Raw genomic sequence first — 15,663 nt, 5'->3', positions numbered from 1 at the left:
CGCAAAAGTTTAAGGGTAGGAATTTCAAGGTAGGACTTATAGAGAAAGGCGCCCGCCAGGCAAGCCTTCCTGGTGGGCGAACCAGCCCTCAAGAATAAGAATAGCCGCAATGCCATCGACACTGTCTTGACGATAGTTGCCTTTATGGCCCGCCTCACGAGCGATTAGCTTGGCTTCTCGCGTAGTGCCACGCTCATCGACCATTTCACACGGTTTACCAAAACGGCCATGCAAACGATTACCGAACTTGCGAGCGCGAGCGCTCATCTCTGACTCGCTACCATCCATATTCAGCGGTAACCCCACCACTAACAGATCCGGCTGCCACTCGTTAAGTAGCCGTGAGACGACACCCCAGTCGGGAATCCCATCCCGTGCCGTCAAGGGAGTCAACTCCCGAGCGCTGTGCAGTAGCTCGTTGCCTACCGCCACACCGATACGCCGGGTGCCATAGTCAAAGGCCAGGATTAAGCGTTGCCCCGCCTCGGCCATCAGGCGTGCCCCGCGTCTCGGGTCATTAAATTAAGATCAATACCTAACAAGCCAGCCGCCGCGGTTAAACGCTCGATAGGTGGGGTATTGAAGAGCACGCTGCTCTGGGCTTCTACCGTTAGCCAGCTGTTCTCTTTAAGCTCTTCTTCCAGTTGCCCAACTTCCCAGCCAGCGCAACCCAAGCAGACTAAGAAGTGCTCAGGCCCCTCGCCTGCTGCGAAGGCCTGGAGAATATCCAGCGACGTCGTCAGCGCAATGCCATCTTCCACCTGGATACTAGAGTCCCACTCCTGACTATCACCAACGTGCAAAATGAAGCCACGGTCTTTATGCATCGGCCCGCCGTAATAGACCGGTGCATTGCGGTGCGGGCTGGCTTCCCCCCCCAACTCCAGTTGATCAAATAACGCTTCGAGGGTGATCTCTAACGGTCGATTAGTAATTACCCCCATGCAGCCGTTGTTATCATGATCGCAAAGATAGATCAGACTACCGGCGAAATTAGGGTCTTCTAAGTGCGGCATGGCCATTAGAAAGTGATGTTTCAAACTTTGCATGCGTCTCCCACTGCCTGCTGGCATCTCAGCAGGCATAGCGTAATAGGTGTCGTTATCGGTAAGAAGGCTCGTGAAGCTCTGCACTTATTAGTTAAATTCAGGGTTGAAGCGCTAAGCGCCGCTCAATGGCATCGAGCAGTAAACCGGCAATATTGGTGCCCCGCTGATCGTCAATTTCACGTACACAGGTGGGGCTGGTGACGTTGATTTCGGTAATATAGTCACCGATTACATCCAGTCCGACGAACATTAAGCCTTTATCACGAATCATCGGCTGCACCTGCTGAATAAGCCAGTGATCGCGCTCGGTGAGCTCACGGCTAACGCCCTTCCCTCCAGCGGCTAAATTGCCGCGGGTTTCGCCCGCCGAAGGTATCCGCGCTAGTCCAAAGGGAACGGGCTCACCGTCCACCAACAGAATGCGTGTGTCGCCATCCTTAATCTCCGGCAGATAACGCTGGGCCATGATTTGTCGCTGGCCACGCAGCGAAAGCTGCTCAATCACCGCTCCGATATTTCGACCTTCTGGGCCAATATGAAAAATACCGGTGCCTCCCATACCATCCAGCGGCTTAAAGATCACATCGCCGTGTTCTGCATGGAAGGCGCGCAGCACATCATCACGACTAGCGACGATCGTAGGCGCGCAGCACTGGGGGAACTGCTGGGCAAACAGCTTTTCATTACATTGCAAAAGCGCTGCCGTCGGATTAACGATCAGCACACCTTCCCGCTCGGCAAAGCCCAGCAGATGCACTGCGTTAATAAACTCAGCATCGACGGGGGGGTCTTTGCGCATCAACACAACGTCCAGCTCGACTAGCGGACGCGCGGAAGGTTCGCCTAGGTCGTACCAGTGATTTGGATCACGATGCACGTTTAGCGGGCGCATACGCGCGTAGGCTTGCCCCGCGTTCAAGAAAAGATCTTCCTGCTCCATATAGTGCAGGGTATAGCCACGCTCCTGGGCAGCCCATAGCATGGCCATGGTGGTGTCTTTCTTGTAAGCGATGTCACTGATGGGATCCATCACAACGCCGAGGTGCAGATTTGATTGGCTCATCGGGGGCACTATCCAAACATAAACAATTGATGCTCAGTATGCCGCACTGCTCGCCCGGCTCCAACTGCCCTAGGGCCTGTTGACGTTTCATCGCGAACCGCGTTGCCCCACAAAGCGCGTCAGACAAGGCGCAAAACGCTGGGAAGGGTGGTTCCCTTTTCAAGTTTTGCAACGCCGTATGGCGCGCTTTGTGGGGCAACCCGAAGGGCTGGGCCCGTTTTTATCCGCGGCGACGTTAGTCGTCGTTCATTTGGAACCACCAAACCTCTCTCCTCCTGCCTTGCCGCGAATAAAAACGGGCACCAGCGCGGCCGCGAGTGAAATGTCAACAGGCCCTAACTAACTACTCGCTAAGCGCGCCGGGCACTAAGCGGATAGCTCCAGGCTCTAGGGTAATCAGCTGCTGCTTATAAAGCCGCCCAATAGCTTGTTTATAGGCGCTTTTACTTACCCCTAAGCGAGCTTTAACTTCATGGGCTGGGCTTTTATCGCCCAGTGCCAGATAACCACCGCTTTCACGCAGTGCCTGCAAGATCTTGTCGCCTACCACATCTAGACGGGCGGCACCTGGCGGTAGCAGCGAGATATTTAGGCGGCCATCTTCACGGCGCTGCTTTACATAGCCCTTAACAGATTGGCCCCGGCGCAATGGTTGGGTAACGTCATCCTGGTAAATAAGCCCCCAGTAGCGGTGATTGACCACCACCTTCATACCTAAATCCGTGCGTTCCGCCACCACCACGGCAACCTCATCACCCTTTTCCAATGCCCAGGCGTCATCGGTTAGAAAGCGATCCAGCTTCATCGACGCCACTGGCCGCCCCTGGTCATCGCTATACAACATCACCAATACACGCTTTCCAGCATCAGGGCGAAAATGTTGCTCGCTGAAGGGTAGCAACACATCTTTCGGCTGCCCCCACTGCAAAAAAGCGCCAATATTATTAACCGCCGTAACCGTTAGGTACGCCACTTCACCCAACAGGGCAGTCGCATCACTAGCGGATCGCGGGGATGAGTGTGACTCACGCACCATGGGTAACGTCCTTCAAGAAAAATAGAACAACATTATGGTGCCTAGCACACGCAGGGCAAAGCAGGATGGCGCTTTTTAGTAGTTGAAAGCATGTTCACCGCCTAATAAAGCAAACAGCGCACAACCTGCTACTATCAAAACACTAGACAAAATTAGGCGTAGGGGAGCGAACATGGAAGGGTTCACGCTTTTTGATACGGTAGTTTTGATTGGTTATATCAGTTTAATCGCCTGGATCGGTTCCCGATTCGGGAAAGATCAGCACAATCCAGAGGACTATTTTTTAGGCGGCCGCAAAATTCCCGGCTGGGCGATAGGCCTTTCGGTTATGGCAACCCAAGCCAGCGCGATTACCTTTATCGGTGCGCCGGGCTGGGGGTTCGAGGGTGGCCTTGAGCGCTTGGTGACGTTTATCAATGTGCCCTTGGCCATGATCGTATTGATCCTGGTGTTGGTGCCCATTTTCCACCGCGCAGGCATCTATAGTATCTACGAACTGCTGGAGCACCGCTTCGGCCCGGCGACGCGTACCCTTACCGCTCTGCTGTTTCTCATCGCCCGCGGTCTCGCCACTGGCGTGGTGCTTTATGCACCTGCGCTGGTACTCGCGGTAGTGACCGGCTGGAGCGTTAACCTCACCATTATCATTATGGCGGTACTGGCGATCAGCTATACCGTGATGGGCGGTATCAGCGCGGTAATTTGGACGGATGTGGTGCAGATGTTCGTGCTCTGGCTAGGCGCGCTGTTAAGCATCTTCTTTTTGGTAACCAGCCTGCCCGGCGGTTGGGGCGATGTCTTCAGCTTTGGCGCCACCAGCGGGATGTTCAATGCCATCGATCTGTCCTTCGACCCAAGCGTCACCTACTCCCTATGGGCCGGGCTCTTCGGCGGCTTTTTCCTCCATGTAGCCTACTTCGGCACCGATCAGAGCCAAATTCAGCGAGTGTTATCCAGCCCTTCAGTGCTCGATGCCCAGCGCTCGCTGTTGATTGGCGGCTATCTGCTAATTCCCCAGATGCTGCTGTTTCTATTTATTGGCGTTATCTTGGCCACCTACTATCAACAGCATGGGCTAACGCCCCCCGAGGATCTCAATGAGTTACTGCCACGCTATGTTGTCAGCGCGTTCCCCTCAGGGATGGCCGGGCTGGTAATTGCCGGGGTGTTTGCGGCGGCGATGTCAAGTCTCGACTCGGCGCTTAACTCGCTGTCAGCAGTGACCGTGCGCGATTTTTATAGCCGCTATATCAAACCCAATGCCAGCGATGCCCATTATCTAAAAGCATCGCGGATAGCCACCGTGTTCTGGGGCCTATATGCCACTTTGTTTGCTTTTTTTGCGGGCAACCTTGGCCCCGTGATTGAAGCGGTTAACCAAATCGGCTCATGGTTTTACGGTGCGCTGCTGGGCACCTTCTTACTGGCTATTTTCAGCCATCGCTCAAACGCCCGGGGGGCTATGGCCGGGCTGATTGCCGGTATGCTCTCCGTATGGGCCGTCACTGCGCTACTCGATATCTCCTGGCTGTATAACAACACAGTGGGGGTAGCGGTTTCGATGAGCGTTGGCTATCTGGTTAGCTTAACGGCTCCCGCGCCCAGCCACGATCAATTAAGCGATGTAATGATGGCCGAAGCCGCGCCGGATATGCAGGCCGTGCTGGCGGCCAGAGCCGAAAACGCCCAGATAATTGGCAAAGAGGCACGCTTGACGCGCCGTCGCTGTATCGGACTAATGATTTGGTTCTGCGTAATGCTGGGAATGCTAGCGGCGCTGCAGGGGTGGGCGAATGGCTGAGCGCTTAACGCTAACAAGGCGAGTTGACGAAGAGACTGCCAAACGGCGGCTTCAGGGTCTGGGCGCATCCGCTTGTGAGCCGGCCTGGGTCAGTCTGTGGGCAGCGGGTTTAGGGTTGCCCAATGGCATGCCAGGCGCTTGGCTGCTCTACGCTCAAGGCATCCGCCGCGGTCTGCTATTGGTGGGTACCGAACTACCTGTCCAGGTCGCAGAACCCTGCTCAGATCTTCTCATTGATAGTGGCTTACCGCCGACGCCAGAAGCACTCAACCGGCTATGGTTATGGGAACGCATGGCGACACCCCGCCACTGGCGAATACAGGTGTTGGATAGCGCTCCCACGCCATTATGGTTGCCTTGCTGGCTGGGCTATACGTATGGCCGACAGCATCGTCTGTTGGTGATCAGCGGACTATCCGGTGAGCCGCTGCCGATGCTCAAACCCATCGCTTTAAAGGGTCTTCAGCAAACGCACAAAGAAGCACAGCGCCTAGCGTTAAGCGTGCAACGAGGAGATAATAAATAACTGGGAATAGCGGGGGCAATAGGGATAGTAAGTACTTACAAATCACCAAAGTAGTGCTGTAACAGCGATAGTGCCACTACCGGAGCGGTTTCGGTGCGTAGCACACGCGGGCCGAGGGTTAGCGGTGTAAAGGTAGCATTTTGGGCGGCAGCAATATCGCTCTCGCTCAAACCACCTTCCGGACCAATGAGCAGCGCAACCGAAGTGGGGCGTTCCTGGCGATCAAAGGCATTGCCGGTAGCCAAATGCAGCATCAAGCGCAGCGGCTCTTCTCTTTGAGCAAGCCATGTTTGAAGCGCCACAGGGGAATGTATCGGCGGCACCACCGCACGGCCACTCTGCTCGCAGGCGCTGGCAGCCACCGCCTGCCAGTGAGCCAGTTTTTTCTCTTCCCGGTCGCCTTTCAAACGCACGTCACCGCGCTCGGTATACAGCGGGGTGATTGCCGCAACGCCCAGCTCGACGGCCTTCTGAATGGCGTAATCCATTCGGTCGCCTTTAGAGATCGCTTGACCCAAATGAACGGACAGCGGCGACTCGCCACTGCCCGACCATACTGCTTCAACGCGAACCAGCGTCTGCTTGCGGCTTACCTCCGCCAAACGGACACCGGCCTCTAGACCGTCGCCGTCGAAAAGCACCAGCGGTGCACCCTCGCTCATGCGCAGCACGCGCGTGAGGTGCCGGGCGGGGCCTTCAGGCAGTACAACGTCACTGCCTGCTACGAAGGCAGCAGGCACATAGACGCGCGGCATTTTGCCATGCTGGGCATACCATTCAGTGGCTTGCAGCGTTTCAGGCATCGCTTAATGAGTGCTTTCTTCGGCTTGCTTGGCTTCGCGCTGCTTACGCTGGGCGTACATCGCTTCGAAGTTAACCGGCGCCAGCATCAGCGGCGGGAAACCGCCACGGTTGACCAGGTTATCCACGCACTCACGGGCGTAAGGGAACAGCAGATTGGGGCAGAAGGCACCCAGAGTTTGATCCAGCTGCGCCCCTTCAATACCCGCGATACGGAACAGACCCGCCTGCTCGACTTCCGCCAGGAAAGAGGTCGTACCGGTTTCACTGTCATTCACCTGAGCAGTCACCTTGACCACCACTTCATACTGGTCATCAGCAATTTTAGTGCTGGTGGTATTCAGGTCCAGGTTCACCTTAGGTTTGAACGCCTGCTTGAACACCGAAGGTGAGTTGGGCGCTTCAAACGAAATATCTTTTACATAAATACGCTGCAGCGAGAATTTCAGCTGCGGTTTTTCGTCTGCCGCGGCACCCGCCTGCGGGGTGTTGTTATCTTCCGCCATGAGAAAACTCCTGATTGTTTATTAAATAAAGCTAGCGTTGGTTACTTTTTAACCACCGGAAGGCCGTCGCCTTGCCACTGCGCCATGCCGCCTCTCAACTTGTAAGCACGCTCAAAGCCTGCTTTGGTGAGTTTGGCCTGTGCGGCACCCGAACTCTGGCCGTGCTTGCATACCACGATGATCGGCTGGGCTTTCACTTTATCCAGTTCGTTCATGCGGCTATCGAGGTTGCTTTGCGGAATATTGCGCGCCCCCGCGATATGCCCGGCTTTGAAGTCTTTGTTTTCACGGATATCCAGCACCACCGCGTCTTCGCGGTTGATAAGCTGAGTGGCCTCTGTGGCGGTCAGTGCATTAGTAGCGGCGCTGCGCGTTTCATAAATAATCCACGCTATCAGCACCAGCAAAAATGCCCCAACCAGCAGGGGGTGGTTCTGTACGAATTCGAACACCTGATCGATCATCGCGAACACAATCTCTTGGTAAATACGGAAAAAAGCGGCGTTGCCACCGTTAAAACGCGACAAGTATACACGTCAGATAGCTTCCCGCGCAGGCCTTGATCATGACGCCTGGCCGTTGCCTGCGTTATGATGCCCCAAGCGTGCGCCCGTCGCGACCCCGAATTTTTCGAGTCGCACGGCTAGCCAATCTTAACGAGGTTTTTATGGATACGTCTCGCACCCCGCGCCCCGTGGCGCTGATTATTCTCGACGGCTATGGCCACAACCCTGAGAGTGACCATAATGCGGTCGCCGCTGCCCACACGCCAACGATGGATAAATTGTGGGCGAGCCGCCCTCACGCCTTCGTTCACACCGATGGGCTTAACGTAGGGCTCCCCGACGGCCAGATGGGCAACTCTGAAGTCGGGCATATGAATATTGGTGCCGGCCGTATCGTTTATCAGGATTTCACCCGTATCAGCAAGGCGATTGAAGACGGCGACCTGGATGTTAATGACAACCTTACCCAGCCGATTGACGAAGCCGTCGCCAATGGTCGGCCGGTACATTTAATTGGCCTGCTCTCCCCCGGCGGTGTCCACAGCCATGAAGCGCATTTTATTGCCATGGCAGAACTGGCCGCCCGCCGCGGCGCCCAGCGCATTTTTATTCACGCCTTTCTCGATGGGCGCGATATGCCCCCGCAAAGCGCCCTGGCCTCAATAGAGCGCGCCAATGCTCGCCTGGCCGAGCTAGTGGGCGCTGATAATGGTTTTGTTGCCTCAATTATTGGCCGCTTCTACGCCATGGATCGCGACAACCGCTGGGAGCGCGTTGAGCAAGCCTACCGCCTGCTCACCGATGGCCACGCGGAGTACTACACCTCCAGCGCTGAAACCGCGCTTCGCGATGCCTACCAGCGTGGCGAAACCGACGAATTCGTAGGCGCCAGCAGCATACCCCTCAATGACAGCCCGATTACCTTACAAGATGGCGATGCGGCTATTTTCCTAAACTTCCGCTCTGATCGCGCCCGTGAGTTAACCCGCGCTTTTACCGAGTCAGACTTCAAAGGCTTTGAGCGGCGTACATGCCCTAAACTTGCGGGTAAAGGGCTGGTAATGATGACCCAGTACGCCGCTGACATTGCTGCACCAGCCGCCTTTCCACCGTCGGATCTTAACGACACCTTGGGTGAAGTGGTGGCTAAGCGCGGCTTGAAACAATTGCGTATCGCCGAAACCGAGAAGTACCCCCACGTCACCTTCTTCTTTTCAGGCGGCAATGAAGCTGAATATGACGGCGAAGAGCGCATCTTAGTGCCTTCTCCACGCGATGTGCGCACCTACGACGAAAAGCCTGAGATGAGCGCGTTTGAGATTACCGACAAGCTTGTCGACGCCATTGATGGCGGCAGCTTTGATCTGATCGTTTGCAACTACGCCAACGGTGATATGGTCGGCCACACCGGTGACTTCAACGCCGCGGTAAAAGCCATTGAGACCGTCGATACCTGCGTGGGACGTGTCGTTGAAGCCATCGAGCGTGCAGGCGGCGCCTGCTTAATTACCGCCGACCATGGTAATGCCGAACAGATGGTTCATCCCGAAACCGGCGCACCGCAAACCGCCCACACCACCTTTGTGGTACCGCTTATTTACGTTGGTGAACGCCCAGCCTCGCTTGAAGAGGGCAAGCTATGCGACCTGGCACCCACGCTGCTGACCATGATGGATCAAGAACAGCCCGAGGCAATGACCGGTCAACCACTGATTCATTATAAATAGTGCCCATGCGGCCGTATTTAGCCCTGTCACTCTTGCTGGCGTTAAGTTATGCGCCAGCAGGCTTCGCTCAGCAGGATGAAGGCGCGGCGCGCCAGCAATTGGATACCATTGGCCAAGAGATCGAGTCTGTTGCCCAACGTCTCAGCGCCACTGGCGAGGCCCGCGATAGCGCCCAACGCGAGCTAAAGGAAGTCGAAACCGAGCTTGCCGAAACGCATCAGCGCCTGGACACCTTGCAAGCTGAGCGCCGCCAGTTGAATGATGAAACCACCCAACTGCGCCAGCACCGTGACCGCCTGGAGAGCGAGCGCGCCGATCAGTACGCAGCGCTAGGCCAACAGCTCTCCGCGCTTTACCGACTTGGCCCTACGCCGCAGCTCAAACTACTGCTTAACCAGGGTGACCCTGCCGAGCTGGATCGTATGCAGGCCTATATGAATCGGCTGACCGAAGCACGCAATCGCCGCTTAAGCGATATAGCACGCTTGGATACCGCCCTGGCCGACACCCAGCAGGAGCTAAGCGAGCGCCAAGCGCGTCTTGATACATTAGCCGATGAGCTGGAAGAGCAAAGTGCGCTGCTTGCCCAACGCACCACCGAACGACGCGGCGTGGTTTCCAACCTGGATGACCGCTACGGCAGTGAAGAGGAACGGCTGGCGGACCTCAACCAGAGCCGCGAAGAGGCCGAGCGCGTGCTGCGCAATATCCAGGCGGAGATGGCAAGACTTGCTGAACCTACGCCCACTACGCATATTGTCAGTACCCAAGGCGATTTACCTTGGCCGGTACAGGGCTCAATCAGTAGCAGTTTCCATCACCGCGACGGCGTGCACTATAACGGTATTGTGATTCAAGCCAGCGCAGGTACGCCTGTCACAGCGGTTCACACCGGGCGCGTGGTATTCGCCGACTGGATGCGCGGGTTTGGTAACTTGCTGATTATCGACCACGGCGACCAGATTATGACGCTACATGCCCACCTGCAGCAGTTCAGCGTCAGGCCTGGTCAGCAGGTCAGTCGCGGCGATGAAATAGGTCGTGTAGGTGATAGTGGAGGGCAAACCCGCGCCGCGCTCTACTTTGAAGTTCGCCGCGGCGGTGAACCAATTAATCCCCAGCGTTGGATTGCGCGCCGCTGACGGGATAAGCTGCATGACTAATAAGGTTTCAGCTTTTTTATTGTTGTTTCGACTAATGTCTCAGCTAATGTTTTAACTAAGTATTTTAACTACAGGGTGGCGCGCTTCGACGCTACCTATCGCCTTGCGGAGTTTGCATGACGCTATCTGTTACCGGGGTACCAGCCCCCGCCAAGCGCTTCTTGGCGACCCTGCTGCCAATTGCTTTACTGTCGGCGCCGCTACCGCTGCTTGCCCAACCAGCCGGTAACAGCATGGCGGATGAGCCTGCCTATAACGAACTGCCCCTGGAAGATATTCAGACCTTCGCCGAGGTATTTGAGCGCATTAAGCGTGCCTACGTTGAGGAGGTCGACGACAGCACGCTGTTGCGTAACGCTATGCGCGGCATGCTGAGCGAACTGGATCCCCACTCCGCCTACTTGGATAAGGAAGAGTACCAAAGCCTGCAGGAGTCTACTCAGGGCGAATTTGGCGGCATTGGCATCGAAGTGGGCACCGAGAATGGCCAGCTTATGGTGATTACGCCTATTGATGACACGCCGGCTTCCCGCGCGGGGCTGCTTTCTCGCGATATTATCGTCGCCATCGACGGCACTCCCACCGATAGCATGTCGCTACAAGAAGCGGTGACCCTAATGCGCGGCGAGCCAGGCAGCGATCTACGCATTAGTGTGCTGCGTTCAGGCGAAGATTCACCGCGGGAGTTCACGCTGACGCGCGAAATTATTCGCAGCGAGAGCGTTAAGCACGAGCTGCTCGAGCCCGGTTACGGCTACCTGCGTGTCAGCCAGTTCCAATCGCGCACCACCGAACAAGCCCGCGAAGCGCTTGAACGTATGGCGCGTGAACAGCCCCTAGAAGGGTTGATACTCGATTTACGTAATAACCCCGGTGGTGTCCTGCAAGCCGCCGTCGGCATTGCCGACCTGTTTCTGGATGAAGGCTTGATCGTATATACCGAAGGGCGCCTCTCGGATACGGAGATGTCGTTCTCCGCCTCCACGACCACACCTGCACGCGATGTGCCGTTGGTGGTACTGATCAACGGCGGCAGTGCCTCAGCCGCGGAAATTGTCGCCGGTGCGCTGCAGGATCAACGGCGCGGCGTGATTATGGGCACCGATAGTTTTGGCAAGGGGTCAGTGCAGCAGATTATGCCGCTAGGTAACGGCGAAGGGCTCAAGCTCACCACTGCGCTCTACTACACCCCCAACGGGCGCTCAATTCAGGCCCAAGGCATTGAGCCCGATGTGGACGTCGTACGCGGTCGCTTGGAAGTAGCCGAAAGCCGCCGAGAGATTCGCGAAGCCGATCTTGAGGGCCACCTAAGCGCTCAGCAGGCGCCCCGGGATCGCCAGGAAATGACCGAGCGGCTACTCGATGATTACCAACTCAGCGAAGCGCTTAATCTGCTTAAAGCACTCAATGTAGTCGACCGTCAGCGGCGTTAACGACAACCTGCTTTAGCAACAACTGAGCGGTAGGCGGCCGCGCTCCCCGGTCGCCTGTCGCATCAATACCCGCTTTAAGGGCACCCACTGGTTCATACCGCTCATCCCCACATTACGTGCCAACGTCAACGCCGGGTCGTGGCTGCCAAACAGCACTTTGAACCCCTTCATTAGTCCCAGCATGGCGCTGTTGTCAAAGCGCCGCCGACGCTCATAGCGTCTCAAGGTGCTTAGTTCTCCCCAGGGCGCACCGCGCTGCCAGGCATGCACCACCTCTTCTGCCAACACCGCCACATCCATCAGCCCTAAATTAACGCCCTGACCTGCCAACGGATGAATACTGTGAGCAGCGTCCCCTACCAGTGCGAAATGCGGCTGCACATAGTGGCGGGCATGGCGCTGCACTAACGGAAAGCGGTGGGCTTTATCGCAGGCAGTGACGTCGCCTAAGCGGTGACCAAACGCAACCCCCAGCGCCTCGCCAAGAGCTCCGCGAGGCAATTCACTCAGTTCAGCGGCGTGCGCTGGCGTGGTTGACCACACAATGGAGCAGTAATGGTCATTACCTTCCACGGTTAAAGGCAGGAATGCCAGCGGTCGGCCGTCAATAAACGCTTGCCGCGCCGTGCCACCATGGGGCTTGGCGCACTTAACGGTGGTCACCACGGCCTCCTGCTGCATGTCGTCGCTGACCACCTCAATACCGGCCATTTCACGCAGTGTTGAGTGGGCGCCATCGGCGGCAACGATTAACGGCGCTTGTAGTTGGCGCCCGTCGTCAAGTATTAACCAATCGCCACTTAATACACGCTTAGATGTATTGCCGCTGGCACGCTGCAGCGCCTGTAAGCGAGCGCCAAAAAACGTGGTGACGTTGGGGTGATCGACTACTTGGCTATTCAGTGCAGCCAGCGTGACCGAGTTCTCAACAATATGCCCCAGTACGGCTACCCCCGCCTCGTCGGCGGAAAAGGCAATTTCACCACTGCCTTCGGCATCCCATACCTGCATGCCCTGGTAGGCCGTTACCCGAGTGTTCTGCATGGCCGGCCAAGCGCCCAAGTGAGTGAGCAAGCGTTGGGAAACCGGCGTTAACGCGCTCACCCGCGGGGCTGGCAGCTTGCTAGCGGCCTGTTCAATGCGTAGCGGTGCAGGCGTCGCCTCAACCAGCGCCACCTGCATCCCCGCCTGGGCCAGCAGCGCACAGAGCGCGGTGCCCACCATGCCACCACCCACAATGATTGCCTCAAAGCTTTCCACCGGCGGTTTCGCAATCGATGTATCCGTATACATAGTAAAACCTCTTAAGTCGCGCAAGTGAGCTATTGAATGATCAGAGGCTTTGTCTGAAAAGCCAGCAAGCTAACGCTCTAAGCCCATGGCGCGACGGGCCAACCCTCGACGTAGCGGCCCAACCAGATTCAAGCCAATTAAGCCAGCTGCACGGGCGTGGGGCAGCAGCGGGAAGGAGAGCCCGAACAGACGCACTAGACCGTCGCTAAAGCGAATTACGTTGGCACGATCTCGTGAGCGCTGTTTCTCAAATGCTTGCAATGTGGTCATATCGCCCAGCGGACGCTTGGCCTGTTCGCCCTGCTCCAGCGCTTCCACAAGATCCATTACCCCACGCAGGGCTAAGTTAAACCCCTGCCCCGCAACCGGATGCAAAGCGTGGGCAGCGTTACCTAATACCGCCAGCCCTGCCCGCACCGGCTCTTCAGCGGTGACCAGTGACAGCGGATACGTATGGCGAGTGCCGACCCGGGTAAAGCGACCCACCCGATCGCCAAACGCACGCTGAAGTTGTAGCAGAAATTCACGCTCGGGAAGCGCCATGCGTGCTTGCTCGCTGCCACTGGGGTGCGTCCAGATCAGCTCCATGGCTTGGCCCGGCAATGGCAACAACGCCATAGGCCCTTGCGAGGTAAAGCGCTCATAAGCGATGCCTTGATGAGGCTGGCTGACACCGACATGAGCAATAAGCGCTGTCTGCTGGTAAGACTCACGGCGACTGCCTATGCCTAGCTGCTCTTTGAGCCCAGAGCGCCCACCATCCGCCAATACCGTAAGCCCAGCCTTTAGCTGGCTACCGTCCGAGAGCTGCAGGTGATGTCCTCCGGCCACAGGCGTGAGCTGTTCGACTTTTGCCGGGCAGTGCCACTCCAGCGGTAGCTGAGCAAGCCGGTGATGAAGCACACGCCCCATCCATGCATTGGGGATGACATGGCCCAGCGCCGCGACGCCCAGTTCATCAGCACTCAGCCGTGTCGCACCTAAGCGCCCACGCTCGCTGATATGAATGCGTTTGATCGGCGTGGCCTCATCACGCATCGCTTCCCACACACCCAACTGTTGGAAGCGCTGTGCCGAACCCTCTGCAATAGCGCTGGCTCGGGCATCGAAACTGGGCTGCCAGGCATCTTCCTGCGGCTGAACGGCCATCGGTGCCGATTCAATGATTGCCACACGCCAGCCGTAGCGCTCAATCAGTGGCGCCAGAGCGCAACCTAAGCTGGCGCCTACCAGCCCACCGCCCACAATCACGATGTCATGGGTCAGTGCTCCCTTAACCGCCTGATTAGACTGCTGCATTGGCTTCTCCCGACCACGGCGCCGCTTCACAAAGAGGCAATAATAATTTCGTAACGTAATTTACATAAAGGTCATTGCAAATGATTTATGGCTGGTTACTTTTTAGCCATCAATGCTTCGATTTCAACGATTTGCTTGGGTACGTCGGCGGTCAGCACTGCATGACCGTCATTAGTGACGACCACATTATCTTCAATACGAATCCCTATGCCCTGATAGGCGTCAGGAATATCGTCATCGCTAGGAATATACAGGCCCGGCTCTACGGTAAGCACCATGCCTGCAACCAGTGGTCGGGGCGTTTGCTCATTTAGCTTATAAGTGCCGACATCGTGGACGTCCAACCCCAACCAGTGTGACGTTGAGTGCAGGTAAAAGCGCCGGTAGCTCTCGTCATCAATGCGCGCCTGAACCTTGCCTTCCAGCAGACCAAGCTTAATTAGCCCGGCGGTTAAGTCATGCACCACGCCTTGATGGATATCCACCAGTGTCACACCAGGCTGGATAGCGCTAACGGCACGCTCTTGTGCATCGAGCACCACTTGATAGAGCGCTCGCTGGGCGTCATCGAACCGCCCAGCTACCGGAAATGTTCGGGTGATATCACCGGCATACAGCTCAAACTCGGCGCCCGCATCAATCAGCACCAAGCCGTCTTCGCATAGCGGTGCGCTGTTTTCAATATAGTGCAGTACGCAGGCGTTGGCACCGCTACCCACAATCGTGCTGTAAGCGGGGCCACTGGCGCCCTGCCACACAAACTCATGCTCTAACTCAGCCTGGAGCTGAAATTCACTCAGGCCTGGGCGGGCGACCTGCATAGCGCGCCGGTGAGCATGGGCAGATATCAGCGCCGCATGGCTAAGCAGAGCAATTTCAGCATCGCTTTTGATCAACCGCATAGCGTGAAGCAACGGGCTGATATCCAGCCAACCTTTTAGCGGCGGCCGCCCGCGTCTCAGCCCCGCCTGGGCCGCAGCCAAGGCATCTTCGGCAATTGCCACGGCTTCGCCATTGTCTAGCGGCAGATAAAGCAGCTCACGCCCCGCTAACAATTCGGGTAGCCGTTCATCGCGATCAGCGTTTTCAAACGCTTGATCAATGCCGTACTCGGCCACCACGCCAGCGGCACCCAGACGACGCCCTGTCCACGCTTCCATGGTGGGGTCACGATCTTGACAGAACACCACGCTCTCACCTTCAACGCGCCCAGGGAGCAGCACCAATAGCGCATCTGGCTCGCAAATGCCGGTCAGGTAGTAAAAATCGCTGTTTTGGCGGAAGGCAAATTCGCTGTCACGTGAACGGGTCATCAGCCCGGCGCCGGGAAGCACCACCACAGCGTTATCAGGCAGTTGGGCCATAAGAGCATCGCGGCGCTGGCGATACTCGGCCACGCTGATCGCAGGGGGGCGAGGTAACAACGTTGGCAACTCAGGGTCAGGCAGCATAGCGACTCC

General features: G+C 56.9%; 15 protein-coding genes. 5 read left to right on the top strand and 10 right to left on the bottom strand.

The genetic code is table 11. The annotated features are described in order from the left end of the window. Positions 1-36: 36 nt before the first annotated feature. From ruvX to U738_RS16465, 4 genes are all read right to left on the bottom strand, one after another. Entirely contained in the window at positions 37-492 is a 456-nt protein-coding gene (gene ruvX / locus U738_RS16480; RefSeq protein ID WP_035582500.1) for a Holliday junction resolvase RuvX, read from the bottom strand. Next, entirely contained in the window at positions 492-1,049 is a 558-nt protein-coding gene (locus tag U738_RS16475; RefSeq protein ID WP_035582497.1) for a YqgE/AlgH family protein, read from the bottom strand. Before U738_RS16475 ends, ruvX begins: the two co-directional genes overlap by 1 nt. 97 nt (positions 1,050-1,146) lie before the next feature. Next, positions 1,147-2,112: a glutathione synthase gene (gene gshB, locus U738_RS16470; RefSeq protein ID WP_035582494.1), complete on the bottom strand. Its 966-nt coding sequence runs from the start codon at positions 2,110-2,112 to the stop codon at positions 1,147-1,149. 343 nt (positions 2,113-2,455) lie between these two features. Next, positions 2,456-3,148 carry a CvfB family protein gene (locus U738_RS16465; RefSeq protein ID WP_035582492.1) on the bottom strand — a complete coding sequence of 231 codons (693 nt, stop codon included), beginning with the start codon at positions 3,146-3,148 and terminating at the stop codon, positions 2,456-2,458. Between the two features lie 172 nt (positions 3,149-3,320). Here U738_RS16465 and U738_RS16460 point away from each other — a divergent pair, with 172 nt between their 5' ends. Further along, complete coding sequence (locus tag U738_RS16460; protein ID WP_035582490.1) at positions 3,321-4,949, top strand: sodium:solute symporter; 1,629 nt, start codon at positions 3,321-3,323, stop codon at positions 4,947-4,949. After that, positions 4,942-5,475 (top strand): hypothetical protein, encoded by a 534-nt coding sequence (locus tag U738_RS16455; RefSeq protein WP_035582488.1) that lies wholly within the window; start codon positions 4,942-4,944, stop codon positions 5,473-5,475. The genes U738_RS16460 and U738_RS16455 overlap by 8 nt, the downstream gene beginning before the upstream one ends. 35 nt (positions 5,476-5,510) lie before the next feature. Here the strand turns inward: U738_RS16455 and U738_RS16450 are convergent, their stop codons facing one another. Genes U738_RS16450 through U738_RS16440 form a run of 3 tightly spaced genes read right to left on the bottom strand, consistent with a single transcriptional unit; the run spans position 5,511 to position 7,246 of the window. Beyond that, positions 5,511-6,278 carry a 16S rRNA (uracil(1498)-N(3))-methyltransferase gene (locus tag U738_RS16450; RefSeq protein WP_081899122.1) on the bottom strand — a complete coding sequence of 256 codons (768 nt, stop codon included), beginning with the start codon at positions 6,276-6,278 and terminating at the stop codon, positions 5,511-5,513. A 3-nt stretch (positions 6,279-6,281) separates the two neighbouring features. Further along, positions 6,282-6,782: a protein-export chaperone SecB gene (secB, locus tag U738_RS16445; protein ID WP_035582485.1), complete on the bottom strand. Its 501-nt coding sequence runs from the start codon at positions 6,780-6,782 to the stop codon at positions 6,282-6,284. Between the two features lie 41 nt (positions 6,783-6,823). After that, a complete protein-coding gene (locus U738_RS16440) occupies positions 6,824-7,246 on the bottom strand; it encodes a rhodanese-like domain-containing protein (protein ID WP_035583699.1) in 423 nt (140 codons plus the stop codon). A 203-nt stretch (positions 7,247-7,449) separates the two neighbouring features. Here U738_RS16440 and gpmI point away from each other — a divergent pair, with 203 nt between their 5' ends. From gpmI to U738_RS16425, 3 genes are all read left to right on the top strand, one after another. Beyond that, positions 7,450-9,015 carry a 2,3-bisphosphoglycerate-independent phosphoglycerate mutase gene (gene gpmI / locus U738_RS16435; RefSeq protein WP_035582482.1) on the top strand — a complete coding sequence of 522 codons (1,566 nt, stop codon included), beginning with the start codon at positions 7,450-7,452 and terminating at the stop codon, positions 9,013-9,015. Positions 9,016-9,020: 5 nt separating this feature from the next. Next, positions 9,021-10,157, top strand: a complete 1,137-nt coding sequence (locus U738_RS16430; protein WP_035582480.1) for a murein hydrolase activator EnvC family protein — start codon at positions 9,021-9,023, stop codon at positions 10,155-10,157. A 137-nt stretch (positions 10,158-10,294) separates the two neighbouring features. After that, the gene (locus U738_RS16425; protein ID WP_035582477.1) at positions 10,295-11,611 is read left to right on the top strand and encodes a S41 family peptidase; all 1,317 of its coding nucleotides are present in this window, start codon (positions 10,295-10,297) and stop codon (positions 11,609-11,611) included. A 12-nt stretch (positions 11,612-11,623) separates the two neighbouring features. On the opposite strand, the gene U738_RS16420 is transcribed toward U738_RS16425, so the two are convergent. The 3 genes from U738_RS16420 to pepP form a co-directional block, all read right to left on the bottom strand. Next, positions 11,624-12,904 carry a UbiH/UbiF/VisC/COQ6 family ubiquinone biosynthesis hydroxylase gene (locus U738_RS16420; protein WP_035582474.1) on the bottom strand — a complete coding sequence of 427 codons (1,281 nt, stop codon included), beginning with the start codon at positions 12,902-12,904 and terminating at the stop codon, positions 11,624-11,626. Positions 12,905-12,973: 69 nt separating this feature from the next. Then, the gene (gene ubiH / locus U738_RS16415) at positions 12,974-14,203 is read right to left on the bottom strand and encodes a 2-octaprenyl-6-methoxyphenyl hydroxylase (RefSeq protein ID WP_035582471.1); all 1,230 of its coding nucleotides are present in this window, start codon (positions 14,201-14,203) and stop codon (positions 12,974-12,976) included. 95 nt (positions 14,204-14,298) lie between these two features. Further along, positions 14,299-15,654 carry a Xaa-Pro aminopeptidase gene (pepP, locus tag U738_RS16410; RefSeq protein WP_035582469.1) on the bottom strand — a complete coding sequence of 452 codons (1,356 nt, stop codon included), beginning with the start codon at positions 15,652-15,654 and terminating at the stop codon, positions 14,299-14,301. Positions 15,655-15,663 lie beyond the last annotated feature (9 nt).

Origin of the sequence: Halomonas sp. TG39a (assembly GCF_000744395.1) — a bacterium.
Lineage (GTDB): Bacteria > Pseudomonadota > Gammaproteobacteria > Pseudomonadales > Halomonadaceae > Vreelandella > Vreelandella ventosae_B.
The sequence above is the reverse complement of the archived record's forward strand: the minus strand, read 5'-3'. Positions and strand labels throughout refer to the sequence as shown.

What these genes read in the sequence shown, in the direction of transcription:
- ruvX (WP_035582500.1), bottom strand. Translation starts at nt 492, where the DNA reads ATGGCCGAGGCGGGGCAACGCTTAATCCTGGCCTTTGACTATGGCACC.
- U738_RS16475 (WP_035582497.1), bottom strand. Translation starts at nt 1,049, where the DNA reads ATGCAAAGTTTGAAACATCACTTTCTAATGGCCATGCCGCACTTAGAA.
- gshB (WP_035582494.1), bottom strand. Translation starts at nt 2,112, where the DNA reads ATGAGCCAATCAAATCTGCACCTCGGCGTTGTGATGGATCCCATCAGT.
- U738_RS16465 (WP_035582492.1), bottom strand. Translation starts at nt 3,148, where the DNA reads ATGGTGCGTGAGTCACACTCATCCCCGCGATCCGCTAGTGATGCGACT.
- U738_RS16460 (WP_035582490.1), top strand. Translation starts at nt 3,321, where the DNA reads ATGGAAGGGTTCACGCTTTTTGATACGGTAGTTTTGATTGGTTATATC.
- U738_RS16455 (WP_035582488.1), top strand. Translation starts at nt 4,942, where the DNA reads ATGGCTGAGCGCTTAACGCTAACAAGGCGAGTTGACGAAGAGACTGCC.
- U738_RS16450 (WP_081899122.1), bottom strand. Translation starts at nt 6,278, where the DNA reads ATGCCTGAAACGCTGCAAGCCACTGAATGGTATGCCCAGCATGGCAAA.
- secB (WP_035582485.1), bottom strand. Translation starts at nt 6,782, where the DNA reads ATGGCGGAAGATAACAACACCCCGCAGGCGGGTGCCGCGGCAGACGAA.
- U738_RS16440 (WP_035583699.1), bottom strand. Translation starts at nt 7,246, where the DNA reads ATGATCGATCAGGTGTTCGAATTCGTACAGAACCACCCCCTGCTGGTT.
- gpmI (WP_035582482.1), top strand. Translation starts at nt 7,450, where the DNA reads ATGGATACGTCTCGCACCCCGCGCCCCGTGGCGCTGATTATTCTCGAC.
- U738_RS16430 (WP_035582480.1), top strand. Translation starts at nt 9,021, where the DNA reads ATGCGGCCGTATTTAGCCCTGTCACTCTTGCTGGCGTTAAGTTATGCG.
- U738_RS16425 (WP_035582477.1), top strand. Translation starts at nt 10,295, where the DNA reads ATGACGCTATCTGTTACCGGGGTACCAGCCCCCGCCAAGCGCTTCTTG.
- U738_RS16420 (WP_035582474.1), bottom strand. Translation starts at nt 12,904, where the DNA reads ATGTATACGGATACATCGATTGCGAAACCGCCGGTGGAAAGCTTTGAG.
- ubiH (WP_035582471.1), bottom strand. Translation starts at nt 14,203, where the DNA reads ATGCAGCAGTCTAATCAGGCGGTTAAGGGAGCACTGACCCATGACATC.
- pepP (WP_035582469.1), bottom strand. Translation starts at nt 15,654, where the DNA reads ATGCTGCCTGACCCTGAGTTGCCAACGTTGTTACCTCGCCCCCCTGCG.